The organism is Enterococcus sp. DIV1411a, assembly GCF_050531945.1.
GTDB classification, from domain to species: Bacteria; Bacillota; Bacilli; order Lactobacillales; family Enterococcaceae; genus Enterococcus_B; species Enterococcus_B faecium.
Genome location: NZ_CP172892.1, coordinates 901530 through 918171, shown reverse-complemented (window position 1 = coordinate 918171; position 16642 = coordinate 901530). Strand labels below are relative to the sequence as shown.

The window sequence follows — 16642 nt, the reverse complement described above, 5'->3', positions numbered from 1 at the left end:
CTATAACTAAAAATCCATCATTTATTATGTTTATAAATTCTCTTTAATTTAATAAAATTAGTTCTCAATCTTTTATTAAGTAAAATACAAATCAATAAATAAAAGATTAAATAAAAGATTGCTTTTCCGAATACACTTAATAGATTATTCCCTAAATAAGGTACCTGATATACAATGAAAACTGAGATAATAAAAGCCGAACAAAATGTCCAATCCATTTTGAAGATTTCCGAAAAAGATAGATACTTTCGTGTTAAATAAATTCTTAGGAAACAAATTATTCCTTCCGTAAAAACTAAAATAATACTGGCACCCACTGCACCATAGAGTGGAACAAATATATATAATAATATTGGATTAACTACGGCGCCAATTACAAAAGGTATAGTATAATTCACATATTGTCCCTGTGATAAAGTAAATTGATTTGAAAATACCCCCCCAAACGAAATAAAAGGAATTAAAAGGGAGGAGATAATGAGATTAATTTCCATACTTTGAAATTTTTCTCCAAAAAAAATTGGAATAAACTCATGGGATACCACTATTATTTCTCCACAAAATAATAGCGATAAAAATAGGGTTAAATCAATTGAAGTCTTCATCAACGAATTACGCTCGGACCTATCTAGCTTAACCATTTTCGGCATAAGTATTAAACTCATTGATGAAACGATAGAGTTTATAATTCTGGGTATCTTCTGAGATTGATCATAGAAACTCAGTTCTGTATTACTCAATAACCCCCCTACAATGGTCTTATCCAAAGAACTATATACCTGAATTGCAATTTGTGGAATAAGTAAAACCAAAGCTGCTTTTATAAAGAACATTTTGTTTGTTCTTAAACGTGAAGAACTAAGTCTCAGCGGACTGAAAAATTTCCTCAGATTCCCCCAAAAAATGATATTACTTAAAAGCTGTCCAACACAATTTATTACTACATAAAGGTAATAGTCTTCAATATTTTTAACAAAAACTATAGTTAAAATAAGTGTGACAATTTTAATAAACAGATTTCTTAAAACCACACTAGTAATTTGCTCAATGCCCCAAAAAAACCAAGAAATATCTAGAATATAACTAATTAACATTGGTAAAAAAAGTAGTGCAATAATATGAGTCTCATTCATTACTTTAAGTAATACAAAATATATTGGGATTGTTACAATACCTACTAATAGTTGCATTTTCCAAAGAGAGGTAAAAGTATTCAAAAGGTCATTTTTACTACCCTCTTCATTTATTTTCGATATTTCCCTAACTCCTAACTGATTAAGTCCCATCATCACGAACGAACTTAAAAAAGTAATGATGCTGGTCACATAAGAGTAACTTCCTAGCAATTCAGGACCTAGTACCCGCGACACATATGGGATAGTTATCACTGGAATTGCAATAAGAAAAAATTGATAAATTGCATTAAAAATGAGATTTTTGACTGTTTTATTCAATTACTAATACCTCACTAATGAGAAAATTACATAAATCTATAGTACTCGAATTATTATTACTACTTATAATCGATTTTAAATAATTATATCTGTCCTGATAAATTGGGGTATTCCAGCCTTGTTTTTTTACTTCACTTTCTAATTCCTCTTGGGTTTTTACTATCGGTCCAGGAACAAAATTTTCATAGTCAAAATAAAATCCTCTTTCAGACGTCTGATATTGATTAAGATCATACGCAAAGAAAACCATTGAATTCTTTAGTAGAGAATAATCAAAAAATAATGAGGAATAATCTGTAATCAGCACGTCAGAAACTAGCAACAACCTATTTACATCTGTGTTTGATTTAAAATAAATTACATTGTCTGATTTATAAGAGTCGTTGGCTGTAATATTAGGGTGAAGTTTAACTAAGATTCTATAATTATTTCCAAGATTTTCGCTAAACTTTTTAAGATCGATTGGATATGGAAAACCCAACATTCCATCTTGACGAAAGGTTGGTGCGTATAACACGTTAATTTTTCCATCAAGCAAATTCAAATCTTTTTTTATAGTTTTTATTTTCTCATCAGTATTTACCAAAAAAAAGTCTTCTCTTGGAAGTCCTTGATTCCTTATTACTCTGTCATCAATTTCAAAGGCGCTCTGAAAAAATCTATCAAAATACTTTGATGGAGATAAGAACATATCCCAATATTTTGCAGATAATATCCATCTTCTCTTTTCAGTTTTCAGAGTTTCATCTATGATATCATTACCGATTTTTTTTAAAGGTATCCCATGCCAGGTTTGTAAATAAAAGGTTTCCCGTCTCGGTTTCATAAACTCACTAGTTGTAACATTAAAAATCCATAATTTTGAAGTAGCACAATAAAAATAATATTTCATACTGCCAAATTTGACAAATTGAACATTCTTATCTTGTATCTTTGATTGGTAGTACGCATCATTAAGAACGATAACGTGTTCAATTGATTTATTATCGTTTGATAAGGAACGGTAAATTTCCAACGGACTGTCAGAAAATTCTTTCCCATAGTGAGACATATAAAGCACCCGATTGCGGGTTACGGGCAGTAACTTAAAAAATGTAAAACACATAATATTGATTACTTTTCTTATTCTCCACATGCTTTTTTCACCATCACTTTATAGCTAAGAAGCATTTTAAACATATATCTAACTAGTTTATTCATTAAAAGACTTGATAGTACATCACCATATCCCGTAAGTGAAAACTTATTTTTTTGTATTTTTTCAACACCCAAAGTAAATCTTTCATAATAATAGTTGAACTTCTGTTTCTGTTTATTATTAGTAATAAATTTTTTATATTTTTTTTCTGAAAATACGTCTGATTTATCTTTAATTCTCTTTTTATAGTCTTCTCGAATAAATATATCAGTCATTATTTGTCTGTATACATTACTTTTTGTCATACTATTCTTGCGAATACGATAATATAATAAATAGTCTGGCAAAGACCTTATTATTATTCCTGCTGATAACATTCGCAACCATAAATCATAGTCCTCTGCGGTTTCTAATTTCCTATACCCCTTCATTTTCAAAAACGCTACTTTTTTCCCCATAACGCTAGGATGAATAATTGAAGAACCAATCGGTAAAATTTTTTCTATTGCCTCTTTAGTTGTTGGAATTTCAGATTTTTTTCCAATTAGTTTTCCATCCTCATCTATATAAAAGCAATTTGTACTCAAAATATCTGTACTCGGATGATTTAAAAAATGAGCTATCTGCCTCTCAAATCTATCCTTAGCCGATATATCATCAGCATCCATTCTCGCAATAAGTTCTCCATTTGCTTCTTGTAATCCAATGTTTAGGCTAGCAGCTAACCCCATATTCTTTTTGTTTGATATAATATGAATTCGATTATCCATTTCTGCATATTTCTCAACGGTACTTAATAAATTCTTATTATTTGGATTATCTATAATAATTATAAACTCAAAATCTGTGTAACTTTGTTGTAAAATCGAGTCAATCGCTGAAGAAAGTTCCTTTGTTTCTTCATTGTAAGTACTCATGATAACTGAAATTTTAGGCACGTTCCCCAAAGTGCTTCCTCCGTTCAGACATAATAATCAAATTTTTAACAACCACTAAAAATACTAAGGGTATACCGCTTCTCATAAGTTCGCCTTTATAATTACCAATCAATACTAATACGAACAAAGTAAACGGTAATAAATCCAATCTTCTTAAATCAAAACTTGCTTTATCATTAACAGATATAAAATCGTTCCTCTTATTTAAATTTGAGAGTGTGTATAATAAAATAGACCCATATTGTAAAACAATATAAATTAAACCACCAAGATATATATCGTTAATATATCCGATATCTGATCTAGGCAATAAAATATTTGATGCAGTTCCGCCAATAACTCGTGTCCCTAGTCCAAAGATTAAATCAAATCCACTAGGTAACACAAAACTGTTTGATAATGCAGCTATATTTCCTGTTTTTACATTATCTCCAAAAAGATTCGCAATATCTCCAACCATTAACATGAACCATTGATAAGTATTTGGGCTGGCTATTTTTATGACCATTAAAGATGCCCATGTAAAGCTGCCAATAATCAATAGGTAAAGGAGACTCTTTCCTATATAATTTGGATTATTGATTAACAACAATAATAACATCATTACTGCCCCAATAAAAAATATGACTAATCCAGTTCTTCCATTTAGAATTATCACTAAAAAAATAAAAGGAAGATATAATAAATATTTACTATTTTTTATCATAGATAGCCAGAGTAAACAAACTCCTAATAATCCATGGTAAATAGGAGTAAAAAATGTATAATCTCCACTTATTCCATATATCCTCATTCCAGAAATAAAAATATTCTCTTCCCTACCAAGATAGTATAGTTGAAGTGCAATTTGCTTTGTAGAAGGGAGCATCAGCATGATAATACAAAAAACAGCTTGAATCATCGCTAAATTTGCAAGAAAAAGAATCGCATTTTGAAAAAGACTATATTTGTTGTTCAATCTAATATGATATCTATTTAAGAGATACGTCCAAGTAAAAATTTGAATGATAATATATACATTTTGCAAAAAGCGATTCTGATACCCATTTTGCATAGAGATTAAAAGTAAGTAGGCTGCGTTAAGAAGAATACAAAGAAAAACCACCTGAACTTCTCTAGATAAAAACGGAGAGACTCTTTTTGCAAGAATTTTTTTTAAAAAGAGTGAAACTAAGATTAACATTCCAATGAATCCAATTATTACTTGAGAAGGAACACCGAATCTCAAAAAAAGTTCAGGACTATAAACCACATAAAAACCAACTACATACAAGCAATACGTTTTAATTCTTTCCATTATCTATTACCGTATAAATCTGATAAACGTTTTTTAAATAATTCGGAATCAGAGTAGGAGCGAATGCTTTTTTTTGCACCTTCTTCCAATGATCTGTACCTATTATTTTCCAACAGATTTAATATCCTTTCTACCATTTCCTGTTTTGAATCTACAATAGCCCCATTCATATCATTTACAAACTCAGTAATTCCACCGTTATTATATGTAATAACTGGAACGCCTAACTGTAAGCTTTCTGCTGCGGCTAAACTAAATCCTTCCCATAATGATGTAACAAGCATTATCTTACTATTTGAGATAATACTTTCTGGATTATGTACAAATCCGAACATATCAATATCAAGGGAATTTGTATCGATGTATTCACTTACTTCATCTCTAAGTGATCCATCTCCTAAAATAGCTCCTTTTAATTTCAAGCCTTTTTTCGTTAATGTATTAAAAATCTCCAGATATTCAATTGGATTTTTTACCGGTTCAAGTCTTCCCAGAAAAATCAAATCATATTTTTTTTTTACAAGAGTCTGAACTTCCTTCATTGGTAGTAGATAATTGGGTAAAATTACTTTTTTATTTGAAGGTAATGAAAATATATATTCGTTAAAAAAATTCTCGGAGACAGATACTATTTTGAAAAACTTTCTAGCACGTATATGATACAGCGTTGATTTTAATCCTTTCTTACTAATCCAACTAGGATTTTGATGTATATGTGATATAACAGTAATACTTTTCGGTAAAAAACTAGCTACTATACTTGCCTTAAAATCATGCGCATGTACAATATCAATTTGATTTTTCTTGCAAATACTATATAACTGAGAATATAAGTTGCCCTTTTCTAAAGAAACAAACGGGATCTCACTTTGTTCTAAGATAGTACGAATTGGGCCGTCAAAAGAGCAATAATATGCAAAACCTTCTGTATTTTTAATAATATTAATTGCAACTTTTTCTGCTCCTGATAATCGATCTGTAAAAAGCAAATGCAAAACCTTCATATTTTCACCCTTAAAAAAATTTTTGATAAAACAGATAAGAAATTGATTCCTACAATTTCAAAAAAATTTAACCTTCAAATACTTCTATATATTTTAAGCATTTTCATATTTACAACAGAAATATCATATTTCATTGATTTTCTGTAATTATAATTTCCAAAATCATTTAGATGGTGATTTGATTTTAAAACTGTTGATATAATATCAGTTAGATTTTTAGAGTCTTTAGGATTAAACAAAATCCCACCTTTGTTATTATCCACCAAATCAATATTACCTCTAATATTTGATGCTAGTATTGGCTTTCCCTTTGCCATCGCCTCCATAACAGAAACCGAAAGCCCCTCTCTAAAAGAGGGGAAAACAAAAATATCTGATTTTTCTAAGACATCACTAACATCAGTTCTATATCCCAACAATTTCACGATATTACTTAAATTATTTTCCTTAATATAATCTTCATATTTGCTTTCATTTTCACCTGTACCACAAATCCAATATTCTAAGTTTTCTTTATCAGGCAAATACTTGATTGCTTCTATGACTGTCATATGATTTTTGTTATTATTTAACTCTCCAACAGAAAGTAGAATCAATTTATCAGACCCATTTGACTTAGTACGATTATCTTTAGGTTTAAATTTTTGAATATCCACACCAACTCCTGGGATTTTCTCAACCTTTTTAAAACCCATTTTTTTAGCACGTTCATAATCTTCATTATTAATTGTTATTAACACATCTGTTTTCGATGCCAAGAGACGCTCAACAGGATAAAAAAGAAGCCAATCGCGTTTTCGTCCCCCTTTAAAGAACTGAAAACCATGAGCAGTATAGATTATTTTAGTTTTATGTTTAATATTGGCAACTCGTACTAATGCACTGGCCAAAGGAGAATTTGTGTGAATAAATTTGTATTGCTTATCTGAAATTAATTTTCTTAGTTGCAAAACAACTGCAATATTTCTTTTTGGAGAACCTATTCCTCTTTGAAAATCAACTTGATGAAACACAATACTATTCTCTTTAAAGGAAGTGAACATTTTGTTTTTTTTATCTTTACTGATTGGATCTATTTCACCAAAATTTGCTGCAACTTCAACATCGTAACCTTCGTCTTTAAGCAGAGAAATATTCTCCATATTAAAATTTGCAATCATGGATCCAACAGCACCAACAATTAATACTTTATCCTTCTTACTCATCTCGCACCTTCACCTGTTAAAACAATTCCCACAGTTTTTAATAAAATAGCAAAATCCATTTTTAAAGACTTATTTTTAATATAATATAAATCTAGTTCCAATTTTTCTTCTGGTGAAATATCATAACCACCATTGACTTGTGCCCAACCAGTTAATCCCGGCTTAACTTCCATTCGCTTTGGAAAATTAGGAATCTCTTTTGAGAATTCATCTACAAAAACTTTCCGTTCCGGTCTTGGACCAATAATGCTCATATCACCTTTTAAGACATTAATAAGTTGAGGCAATTCATCAATCCGTGTTTTCCGAATAAAATGACCTACTTTGGTAATCCGATCATCATTTTTATCTGCCCATTTGGCACCATTTTTTTCAGCATCTAATCGCATGGAACGTAATTTAATCACCTTAAATTCTATACCTAACAACCCTAAACGTTTTTGAAGATAAAATGGATTTCCAGGACTCTCTACCATAATCGCTAAAGTGGTAACTAAAACAATTGGTGTTGCTGGAACTAAACCAATAATTGAAAAGACAATATCAAATCCTCTTTTTAAGGTACTAGATAAACCATTTTCCTGATTATTTAAACGATAGGAATCATTCATCTTCATTAAATCAATCCGCTCCTCCACTTTCTTACCTCCCTAAAAATTCAACCAACTTGGATAAACCTTGGAAAATTGTGTTTTCAACTGTAAACCCTAATGATTTCAATGCTGAAATATCTGCCACAGAGCGATGAATATCTCCTACTCTAGCTGCTTCATGCGTGACTGGTAATTTAAAACCATAAATTTTATTTAATTCAGCGATAACCTGATTTAGGTCAGTTTCTTTTTCAGTACCGACATTAAATACTTGACCTAAAGAATTTTCAGATTCTGCTACTAATAGTAAGGCATGTAGTACATCTTCAATAAAAATAAAATCACGAACTTGGGTTCCATCACCAAACAATGTAAATCCAATCTTTTCTCCATGAAGATTTCGCGTATAGCAATCTAGTAAAATTGAAATCACACCTGAATAAGGAGATTCTGGGTTTTGATTTGGACCGTAAACATTAAAGAAGCGTACAGCAGAAGCTGGTACGTCGTACAAATTATTAAAAATAACCGCTGTTCTTTCAGCAGCAAACTTATCAACTGCATATTGGGTCATTGGTTTGATTGATGAGGTTTCTTTTTTTGGTAATTCTGGATCATCACCATAGACAGCTGCAGATGAAGCAAAAACAAACCGTTTTAAATTTTGTTGGTGTTTACGAATAAAATCCAAGATATTCAAAACTGCATTGTAATTAACTTCATGAGTTTCTAATGGACGGGCAACTGAATCCGCAACGCTTGCAACCGCTGCTAAATGAAAAATATAATCAAACTGATGATTTGTTAGCACTGATTCCATTAAAGCCCCATCTATAATCGACCCTCTAATGAATTCTACTTTTGAAAGGTCATTGAAATTTTCAATTTTCCCCATTGATAGATCATCAACCACAACTACCTCATGACCCTGAGCGATTAACATATTAGTCAAATTAGAACCAATAAATCCTGCTCCACCTGTTATCAAATATTTCATGTAAAAAATCCTCCTAAGATCTCTCCATTTATCCATAAAAAGCGATATTTCTAAAAAATTAAAATAATCCAAATCGTTTCTTCTTAACTTCTGTATAATCTGGGTATGTGACCGCATCCCCATTTATCAAATCTTTCGCCACTTGTTCCATAGCTTTGACTTTTTCTTCATCAAAGTCATGTCCGATTTGGCGAAAGGCTTCTTTCATTGCAAACGTTCTTTTTTTGATACCATGAGCGTCAGACGCCATCATCTGAACGAGGTTATGCTCAACCATCTGTTTTGCCGTCTTTTGGATGTCTTTACCAAAGACACCTATGTAGCTTGGAGCGGTGAGTTGCGCGAGGCACCCCATCTCCAAGTATGGAATCAGGCGATTGGGATCTTCGCGAAACTTCGCATTTCTTTCCGGATGGACGATGACTGGCACCTTTCCCATATTTCGCAGCTTGAAAAAAAGTTGCTCCGTATAGGCTGGGACATCCATCGTAGGAAATTCAATCAAAAGATAGGTATCTGCTAAATCTGTAAACAAAATCTGATCTTGTTGGATTTCTTCTACTAAATCCCCCGTAATCCGCACCTCTTGCCCTTCCAGCAGGGTCAGAGGGAGGTTACGACGATCGAGTTCCGCCTGGAGCTCAGCCACGTTATCGATAACCGCAGCTTTCGGATTCACATATTTCCCATTATTATGATGGGAGGGTACACAAGATATGTGTGATGCCTTGGCTGATGGCTTTTTCTGCCATGGCAATGCTATCAGCTAACGTGTCTGCCCCATCATCTACTCCCGGTAAGATATGACAATGAAGATCAATCATCCAATCTCCTCCTCAAATCAATTCAACTTAGTTACCATAATAATAGTAGTAACCTTGGTCTTTCATATTTTGCGTGCCATTATATACCACGCCTAATACCCGCGCTTGCACCATTTCCAACAGATTTTTCGCATTGGTTAATGTATCTTTTCGCGTGACGTTTTCTCTAACAACTAGGAGTGTGCCGTCAGCTTTTGACGCCATAATCTGAGCGTCCGTCACGGCGACCACAGGTGGCATATCGAAAATAACAACATCATACAGGTGGCGCGCTTCCTCAATGACTTGGTTCATACGTACAGAGCCTAGTAATTCAGAAGGGTTTGGCGGCTTAGGCCCACTTGGTAAGATGGACAGATTTTCGATTCCGACTGTGCGCGCATTTTCCAAGACGCTTTGATTGGTACTCAAGACGAGGCTCAGACCGGTATCATTACTTAACCCAAATGTTTTGTGAACCGTTGGCTTACGCATATCCGCATCCACCAAAAGCACACGTTGACCGGAACTAGCGAAGACCACAGCAAGATTCGCTGAAGTCGTGGATTTACCCTCTGCCGGTCCAGATGATGTCACGACGATGGTCTGAATTTTTTTGTCTGCTGAAGCAAACTGGATATTGGTCCGAATCGTCCGGTACTGTTCTGAGATTGGTGACGTTTTGTCTGCTAGTGTGATGAGACTGACGGCACTGGTTTGTTGGCTATGATGTTTACTGTTTCGTTTTCCCATAATCGATATCTCCCTATACTCGTGAGCGACTGCGACGAGCTTTGTCTTGTTTGGTTGTGGAATTGTCCTGCTTTTGCACTGCAGCCACTGATTTTGTGGTCTTCTTAATTTCTTTATCTGTCATTTGTGGGACTGAGCCAAGGATGGTAAAGCCGAGATTTTCTGCTACGAACCGGCTATCTTTGACGGTACGGTCCAACAGTTCCAATAAGAAGGCCAAGCCAATCCCTACCATCATCCCTAGAACCAAGCCGATTGCTAAGTTCAGCTTGTTGTTGGGAGAGACTGGTGTCATGGAGGCTTGTGCATTTGAAATGATTGAAATCTTGTCGACATCCAAAACATCTTTGGCATTTTCTTGGAAGACTTTCGCTGTGGTGTTGGCGATATGTTCCGCATCCACTGGTTTTGTATCGGTTGCTACGATGGAAAACATTTGGGAATTCTGGGATTGTTGGACTTGGATAGCGTCTTTGAGTTCACTGACAGTTTTATCCAGATCATATTCTGACTCCAGACGATCTTTGACAGTGCTCATGACCAAGTCGCCAGTAATCATATCTTTATACGTATTAATCATCAATAAGTTCGTATTGACATCCCCCGCATTGGTCGCATCTGTTCGAGGTAGTTTAACAATCAATTGGGCTTGTGAATTGTATTTCGGCGTAATGATAAAAAACGTCGCCACGCTTGCCAGAGCCAAGCCAGCAACATACTAATCAATATTGCAGCGACATGCTTCTTTAAGATGTCAAATATTTCCTTCAAACTGATTGTCTCTTCCATTAGTGTTCCCACTTTCTCTTTCATTTTCTACAAAGACTGTTTACTGTTCGTCGTCAGGCTCAGCATATTCTTCGGTGAATGCTTCTTCATGAGAATTACCTTCATCAGAAGACTCATTTCCCGACTCACCGCTATCACCTGGTGACAAGGTACCGTATCCTAACTGCTCACTTATGGTGTTCAGTGAGGCTGTAAAGGATTCCTTATAGGTGAGATTACGAACTTGACCGATGCTCTCTGCTAAGGCAATATAGCTTTCATAATTTGCCTTGTCTGTGATTTGACCATTTTTAAGTAAGCTGTCGATGGTTGCTTCAATGTTCTTAATCCTAGTCAACTGTGCATTGGCAAAATCTAGATACTCAGTGATATTTTTTTGCCATTGGTCAGCTAACGTCGACAGTTTCAAGGTTTCTCGAATTTCTCCGATTGATTCGTCTGAAATGTCTTTTTTAATCACTACATCATTAACCGGCTTCTGCCAAGAACTCACAGGATTCTCAAACAAGTTATTGGTCTTTTCTTGAATAGTTAATTTGTCATTGACCAAATTAACTTTTTTCACAAGGGCGTCTTTGGTCTCTTGAATCCCCCCAGCATCGTCTGTTAGGTCTTCTGCTTGAATATGGTATTCTTCAGCATCAACTTTGACAGATTCAAGCTTTCCTCGTACGGCCGCAAGCTCGGACTCCGTCAAATTTTCTCTCAAAAAAATTGATTGACCTTCTTGATAAAACGAATCAACGGTTTTTGTGAGAGTCGCTAACTGCTCTTGGCTTTTTGCAATGGTGCTATTGGCGTACTGAACTCGTTGTTCATACTGATGTGTTTTATCGGCTCGGTAACCGATGTAACATATACCCAGTGCTCCGATACCGACGGCTACGAAAGCTAGGCCTTTTGCTAAGGGTCTTCCCATCTAACTTTACTCACTCCCAAAAAATTGTTATTTGTCACAATTGTTCATATTATACTATACTCAACTAAATATTTCCAAAGTATCCAAAAAAGTGTTTTTTGAAGCTATTTGCGATAAAGATTCAAAAAAACTAAGCATTGTACACTTTTAACTCTAGTGATGCACCAACTATAGTACGTTTCGCATAAACGATATTTTGTCAAATTGGATAGTCAAAATATGACTACCTACTTCGATATGCAAAAAAACATAAAAGTATGAATCTATCAAATTATGCAGCATTCTGGAATAAACTAGTTAGCTGAGTACAAGTCTCTGGCTGTACTTAGTAGATTTTCCTGTTGTTGCTATCGTAGTGGCTGTCCAGAATTATTGCAAGTAGTATTTTCTGAGTTTTTTTCGAAAAAATGACTTTTCTATTTACCGCAAAAAGAATCAGTAACTAGAAAAGTCACTCATAGATGTTGTTTAATGTGAGTGTGTAGGATAAGTCTGCCGAATAACTCCCGGCAGTAGCATCAAATTATGATTTTCAATTTTAGCACTAAGAGCGTACTGCTACATCCCAAGTCAAGGATGTAGTTATTCCCAATTTAGTGTTACTAATCCAAACCAATAGTAACTTATAAATTGGATTTGAGTCAATACCTCGGACACGATTTGTGAGAATTTTTTCGAGATTCCAGCGGGTGAGTATCTCATCGTTTCGACCAGCCGTCAAACCAAAACCGTTTGACCGCTGATCGAAGCGATGAAGTTGAAGCCCTGTGGAAATCTCGCCAAAAAAATGTAGGTGGTAGCTAGAAACTAAGCTTGCAATGCCAACTCCTCCATCTGATTTGGTGTTAAATAGTTGATACTACTATGGATTCGCTTGCGATTGTAAAATCCTTCAATGTATTGAAATAACGCTAAATGAGCAGCTTCAAAGTTTTCATACGCTTTTGATGGATAGACTTCTTCTTTTTTGAGTGAGGCGTGAAACGATTCGATACCGGCATTATCGTAGGGACAGCCCTTACGACTGAAGGAGTGCCGAATGTTCAATTCATTCAGCTTTGCCTCATAGGCTTCGCTAGTGTACTGAGAACCCAAATCTGAGTGGATGATCAAGTTCTCGGAGGGTGTTTGGTTTAAGAGCGCATTGTCAAGGGTTTCGATAACCAATTCTTTCGTCATCTGCTTGCCAAACTTCCAACCGATGACTTTCTTTGTGTGGAGGTCTTGGATAGTGGAGAGGTAGGTCCAGCCATCTTTTAGGGTATGAATATAGGTAATATCTGTCACCCATTTTTGATTGATCGACGTAGTGGTAAAATCTTGGTTTAACAGGTTTTTACGTCCTTCACTTTTAACTTTCGCTTGTTTGCCAGGCTTGTACTTCTTGAGGGTGACTGAACGCAAGCCTAATTTTCTCATCAGTATTTGTACTTTCTTTAAGGACAAGGTCTCGCCACGGCCAACAAGAATCTTATGAATTTTAGGCGCACCATAGATACCCTTGTTTTCAAAGTAGATTCCTGAAATCAAGCGGTTTAAGCGTTTGTTTTCTGATTGGCGCTTGGAAGGTTTCTTTTTCTTCCAGTCATAGTAGCTGGATTTCGGTGCTTCCAAAACGGTACACATTTGTTTTACGTCATGATCATGAACATTTGATTGAATAAATTCGAAGACATCACTCATTTTTACTTTTGAGCGAATATGGTTAAAGCCTTTTTTAGGATAGTGTTTTCCTCCTGCATGCGGGCCATTTCCTTTTTCATCGCTAGGATTTCTGCCTCAGTCATGCCGGTTGCTACATTCTTTGTATGAAGCTTCTTCCAACGATAAATCGTTTGTGTAGCGATACCATATTGCGCTGCCAGTTCCTCGACCGATTGGCCAGACTGGTTTAAATCTAAGATCATCTTCTTAAAGTCTTCATCAAATTTTTTCTTGGCTTTTGCCATCGTGGACACGTCCTTTTCTTAGTAGTTAGATTCTACCAAATCGTGTCCATGAAATCATCTTAACATCAAATATCCGTCAAATAAATTGACACTAAACTTAGGAGACAGTTTTATGAACAGATACAGATGCTTATTTCTTTTGTGAGTCTCTTTTTGATTTGCATACAAGAAAAAAGTGTTGGCAGAAAATCGGTTTCGATTTTCCACCAACACAAAATATTATAGAACCTTGATTTCATACGCATTACTTAGCCTTGCTCCACTAAATGATAGGCTTGGATGATACTATCTTGATCACAGCCTAACTCTTTAGCTCGTTTAACCAGAGAAGCAAAATAGAAACACCCTTGTTTAATGGATGCCTCGGTATCTAAAGAATTAGGTGGTAAGCCAGCTGATTCAGAGCTTTGCATCACGTCTTTTGCTGTACCACCCGACTCCACTTGAATAATCGCCAAAAGAATCGGTACATAATCTGAAATGTCCGATTCCTTGGCATACTTTTCTACCAGTGACCGATGTTTTAATGCTTCTTCTGAGACACTACTGCCACCGGGAGAGGTACCAGAACTGTTGCTTCCTTCACTATCCTCACCAAATAATAAGCCGACACACATCAAGATGCCCATAAAAGAAATCGTCAGGATTGCCAACGAGATTGTACTCAAATTTCTTATGGTCATTTAGTCTCACCCGGCCTTAGTTTTGGAGGATGACTCACTCTTTTTTGTACTTTTCGATTGCCTGCTTTTGCAAGAATAGATCGCTTCTTCGCCTGTTGGATAGGAGTCACTTTTCTTACTGGTTGATTATTTTCTTTCGTACTCAATTTTTGATTTGAGAGTCTTCTTTTGATTTCAGGATTCGAATTCATTTTTACAATTCGATTGGCTGGTACATTCTTTGGTATCTTACTTTTCTGAGATTTGGATTCCTCTTTTATCGGAACATTGCTCCTACCTTTTCTATGACGATTTGCTGAATTTCCCAATACTTTCCGCTTTTCAGCCATTTTTTCATCTCTACGTTGTCGTTGTTTTTCTCGCAACTCCGCTCGATTCGCTTTTTCTTGGACAAGTCCACGCTTGAATTCTTCTGGTGCTTTTTTCGTCTTTTCGATTTCTTTATGCAGATTGTATTTCAAATTAGTTGGTGTATTCCTTACTTGATCCTTTACTTGTTGTGCTTTGGCTTTTACCATTGATTGGGTATCTAGTCCCTTGCCGATTTTTCTTCCGGCCAAATTCATTCGAGATTGTTTCTTATTTTTTGAGATTGGATTTTCCTTATTCGGATCAGATATTACCTCTTTATTGTTAGATAATGATGGATTCTTTCGTGGAGAACAACCAGAAGACTTCGATCTGGTTTTTGATTGATCTTTTGCTAGTTTCCCACCAACTGCTGCACCACCACCAAAAGCCAATGTTCGCCCAACATTTCGATTAAGTTGCCGTAGTTTACGATTCATCAACATTTGCGGTTTCCGCATGACACGTCTGCCCATTGACTGGCTATCATTGTTTTGGAGGTTGAACATACTCATAATGTCCCCCAATTTGAAATAAATCCCGGCAAAAGTCACAATTTGCAGAAATGCTACCATAAAGAAGGGATAGGTCGCTGAAATATTGAAAAACATGGTAGAAATACTGAATGCCGTGGTGATAACCAAGGTCACTCCCGCTCGCATCATAATCGTATTGAATAAGCAAATAATCGCCTTTTTCCCCAAACTTTCATAAGTTGGCAACATCGACAATAAAAAGCTAATAGGTAGAAACATCGCAAAGATAATGAAGAGAATTTGTGAAAACAACATAATTCCTGTCAGAAGAAAGACAAAGAAGGAAATCCCAATATTGAACAGCACCAAAAAAATCACGGTCCCTAAGCGGCTCATGGTCTTGGTTATACTTAGATTCGCATTGTCATTGTCTTCAATCTCCGCTTTGACCGCTTCTTCCCGATCCTTGCCCTTGTTTTCATCCGGACTCACGGATAGAATCTTGTTGACCCGATCTTCGCCAATTTCCTCTATATTGGAATCATCAAATTACAAGAGTAACCAAGGCTGCTGGACTTGAATTGAAAACAAACTATCCCGAATCAAATCCACGCTATCTTTTCTTTGGCTTTTTGAATTGGGTACAACAATCTCGGTCCCAAGGCTAAGAGCCGCTTCACTAACATCTGAACTAAAGTCATTAATTTTTGTGATATAGGTAGGCGCATACGCAATAAAAGAACCCGAAAGTAGAAAAATCATCACAAAATTAATCACGGCTCGAACTGCTTTCGTGGTTTCTCGTTTTAATAATCCGGTATACGCCACATACACCCCTAGAGCTAAAATCATCAATAATAGAAACCCAAAATAAAATCCGGAGGTCTGGAGTCCATTTTCAGTAATACCAGCCAATGTTTGGATATTCTTTCCAATACTTTCAGCCGTATCCGAAATGAAATCTAGTTTATAAGCTTCTTGAACCACATAACCCGTGGCGTTCGACAAATACAAACTCACCGTCCAAATGAAATTAGTAATGGCATAAAGACCATACATTACGCTCTTTCCTAAGCCATCGCCCCAATTCCACGGTAGCCAATCCCATGAATTATCCACAAAGAAATCCAACTGATAGTTACCAAGTGAATATTGGGAATAAAGATTTCCGGCTTCAACTGTATCATCAACCAGACCAGTTGCCTCAGCTATCGTACCGACTAAACTCAATAGAACTGTCAGAGTGATGATGCTAATAAAAACGATTCCCACAATCCGAAAAAGTTTCTTTTTCAT

11 protein-coding genes and 4 pseudogenes are annotated in these 16642 nt (G+C 35.3%); all 15 read right to left on the bottom strand.

What is annotated here, in order from left to right; all coding sequences use genetic code 11:
* Positions 1-17: 17 nt before the first annotated feature.
* Positions 18-1454 (bottom strand): oligosaccharide flippase family protein, encoded by a 1437-nt coding sequence (locus tag IGJ87_RS04385; protein ID WP_317753574.1) that lies wholly within the window; start codon positions 1452-1454, stop codon positions 18-20.
* Positions 1447-2589 (bottom strand): CDP-glycerol glycerophosphotransferase family protein, encoded by a 1143-nt coding sequence (locus IGJ87_RS04380; protein ID WP_034810448.1) that lies wholly within the window; start codon positions 2587-2589, stop codon positions 1447-1449. Before IGJ87_RS04380 ends, IGJ87_RS04385 begins: the two co-directional genes overlap by 8 nt.
* Positions 2577-3530: a glycosyltransferase gene (locus IGJ87_RS04375; protein WP_155854778.1), complete on the bottom strand. Its 954-nt coding sequence runs from the start codon at positions 3528-3530 to the stop codon at positions 2577-2579. Before IGJ87_RS04375 ends, IGJ87_RS04380 begins: the two co-directional genes overlap by 13 nt.
* A complete protein-coding gene (locus tag IGJ87_RS04370) occupies positions 3523-4827 on the bottom strand; it encodes a hypothetical protein (protein ID WP_317753573.1) in 1305 nt (434 codons plus the stop codon). Before IGJ87_RS04370 ends, IGJ87_RS04375 begins: the two co-directional genes overlap by 8 nt.
* Complete coding sequence (locus tag IGJ87_RS04365) at positions 4827-5831, bottom strand: glycosyltransferase (protein WP_010754247.1); 1005 nt, start codon at positions 5829-5831, stop codon at positions 4827-4829. Before IGJ87_RS04365 ends, IGJ87_RS04370 begins: the two co-directional genes overlap by 1 nt.
* A gap of 74 nt (positions 5832-5905) precedes the next feature.
* Positions 5906-7036 (bottom strand): glycosyltransferase family 4 protein, encoded by a 1131-nt coding sequence (locus tag IGJ87_RS04360; RefSeq protein ID WP_129236477.1) that lies wholly within the window; start codon positions 7034-7036, stop codon positions 5906-5908.
* On the bottom strand, positions 7033-7674 hold the full coding sequence (locus IGJ87_RS04355) for a sugar transferase (RefSeq protein ID WP_317753572.1): 642 nt from the start codon (positions 7672-7674) through the stop codon (positions 7033-7035). The genes IGJ87_RS04360 and IGJ87_RS04355 overlap by 4 nt, the downstream gene beginning before the upstream one ends.
* 4 nt (positions 7675-7678) lie before the next feature.
* Positions 7679-8626: an NAD-dependent epimerase/dehydratase family protein gene (locus IGJ87_RS04350; protein WP_010754250.1), complete on the bottom strand. Its 948-nt coding sequence runs from the start codon at positions 8624-8626 to the stop codon at positions 7679-7681.
* A 58-nt stretch (positions 8627-8684) separates the two neighbouring features.
* A pseudogene (locus IGJ87_RS04345) lies at positions 8685-9450 on the bottom strand (tyrosine-protein phosphatase).
* A 27-nt stretch (positions 9451-9477) separates the two neighbouring features.
* A complete protein-coding gene (locus IGJ87_RS04340) occupies positions 9478-10182 on the bottom strand; it encodes a CpsD/CapB family tyrosine-protein kinase (protein ID WP_123840668.1) in 705 nt (234 codons plus the stop codon).
* A 13-nt stretch (positions 10183-10195) separates the two neighbouring features.
* Positions 10196-10971, bottom strand: a pseudogene (locus IGJ87_RS04335) (YveK family protein).
* 40 nt (positions 10972-11011) lie between these two features.
* Positions 11012-11890 carry a hypothetical protein gene (locus tag IGJ87_RS04330; protein ID WP_430609929.1) on the bottom strand — a complete coding sequence of 293 codons (879 nt, stop codon included), beginning with the start codon at positions 11888-11890 and terminating at the stop codon, positions 11012-11014.
* Between the two features lie 807 nt (positions 11891-12697).
* Positions 12698-13839, bottom strand: a protein-coding gene (locus IGJ87_RS04325) for an IS3 family transposase (RefSeq protein ID WP_100970418.1) whose coding sequence is annotated in 2 segments (ribosomal slippage) — positions 12698-13611 and positions 13611-13839 — 1143 coding nt in all. Because the reading frame shifts where the segments join, the coding sequence is not laid out codon by codon here.
* Between the two features lie 266 nt (positions 13840-14105).
* Positions 14106-14522 (bottom strand): annotated as a pseudogene (locus tag IGJ87_RS04320) (lysozyme family protein); the annotation flags it as partial.
* Positions 14519-16642: pseudogene (locus IGJ87_RS04315) on the bottom strand (CD3337/EF1877 family mobilome membrane protein). The pseudogenes IGJ87_RS04320 and IGJ87_RS04315, both read right to left, overlap by 4 nt.

Excerpts from the sequence above, each read along its gene's own strand:
- IGJ87_RS04380 (WP_034810448.1), bottom strand. The coding sequence starts at position 2,589 with ATGTGGAGAATAAGAAAAGTAATCAATATTATGTGTTTTACATTTTTT.
- IGJ87_RS04370 (WP_317753573.1), bottom strand. The coding sequence starts at position 4,827 with ATGGAAAGAATTAAAACGTATTGCTTGTATGTAGTTGGTTTTTATGTG.
- IGJ87_RS04365 (WP_010754247.1), bottom strand. The coding sequence starts at position 5,831 with ATGAAGGTTTTGCATTTGCTTTTTACAGATCGATTATCAGGAGCAGAA.
- IGJ87_RS04360 (WP_129236477.1), bottom strand. The coding sequence starts at position 7,036 with ATGAGTAAGAAGGATAAAGTATTAATTGTTGGTGCTGTTGGATCCATG.
- IGJ87_RS04350 (WP_010754250.1), bottom strand. The coding sequence starts at position 8,626 with ATGAAATATTTGATAACAGGTGGAGCAGGATTTATTGGTTCTAATTTG.
- IGJ87_RS04340 (WP_123840668.1), bottom strand. The coding sequence starts at position 10,182 with ATGGGAAAACGAAACAGTAAACATCATAGCCAACAAACCAGTGCCGTC.
- IGJ87_RS04330 (WP_430609929.1), bottom strand. The coding sequence starts at position 11,890 with ATGGGAAGACCCTTAGCAAAAGGCCTAGCTTTCGTAGCCGTCGGTATC.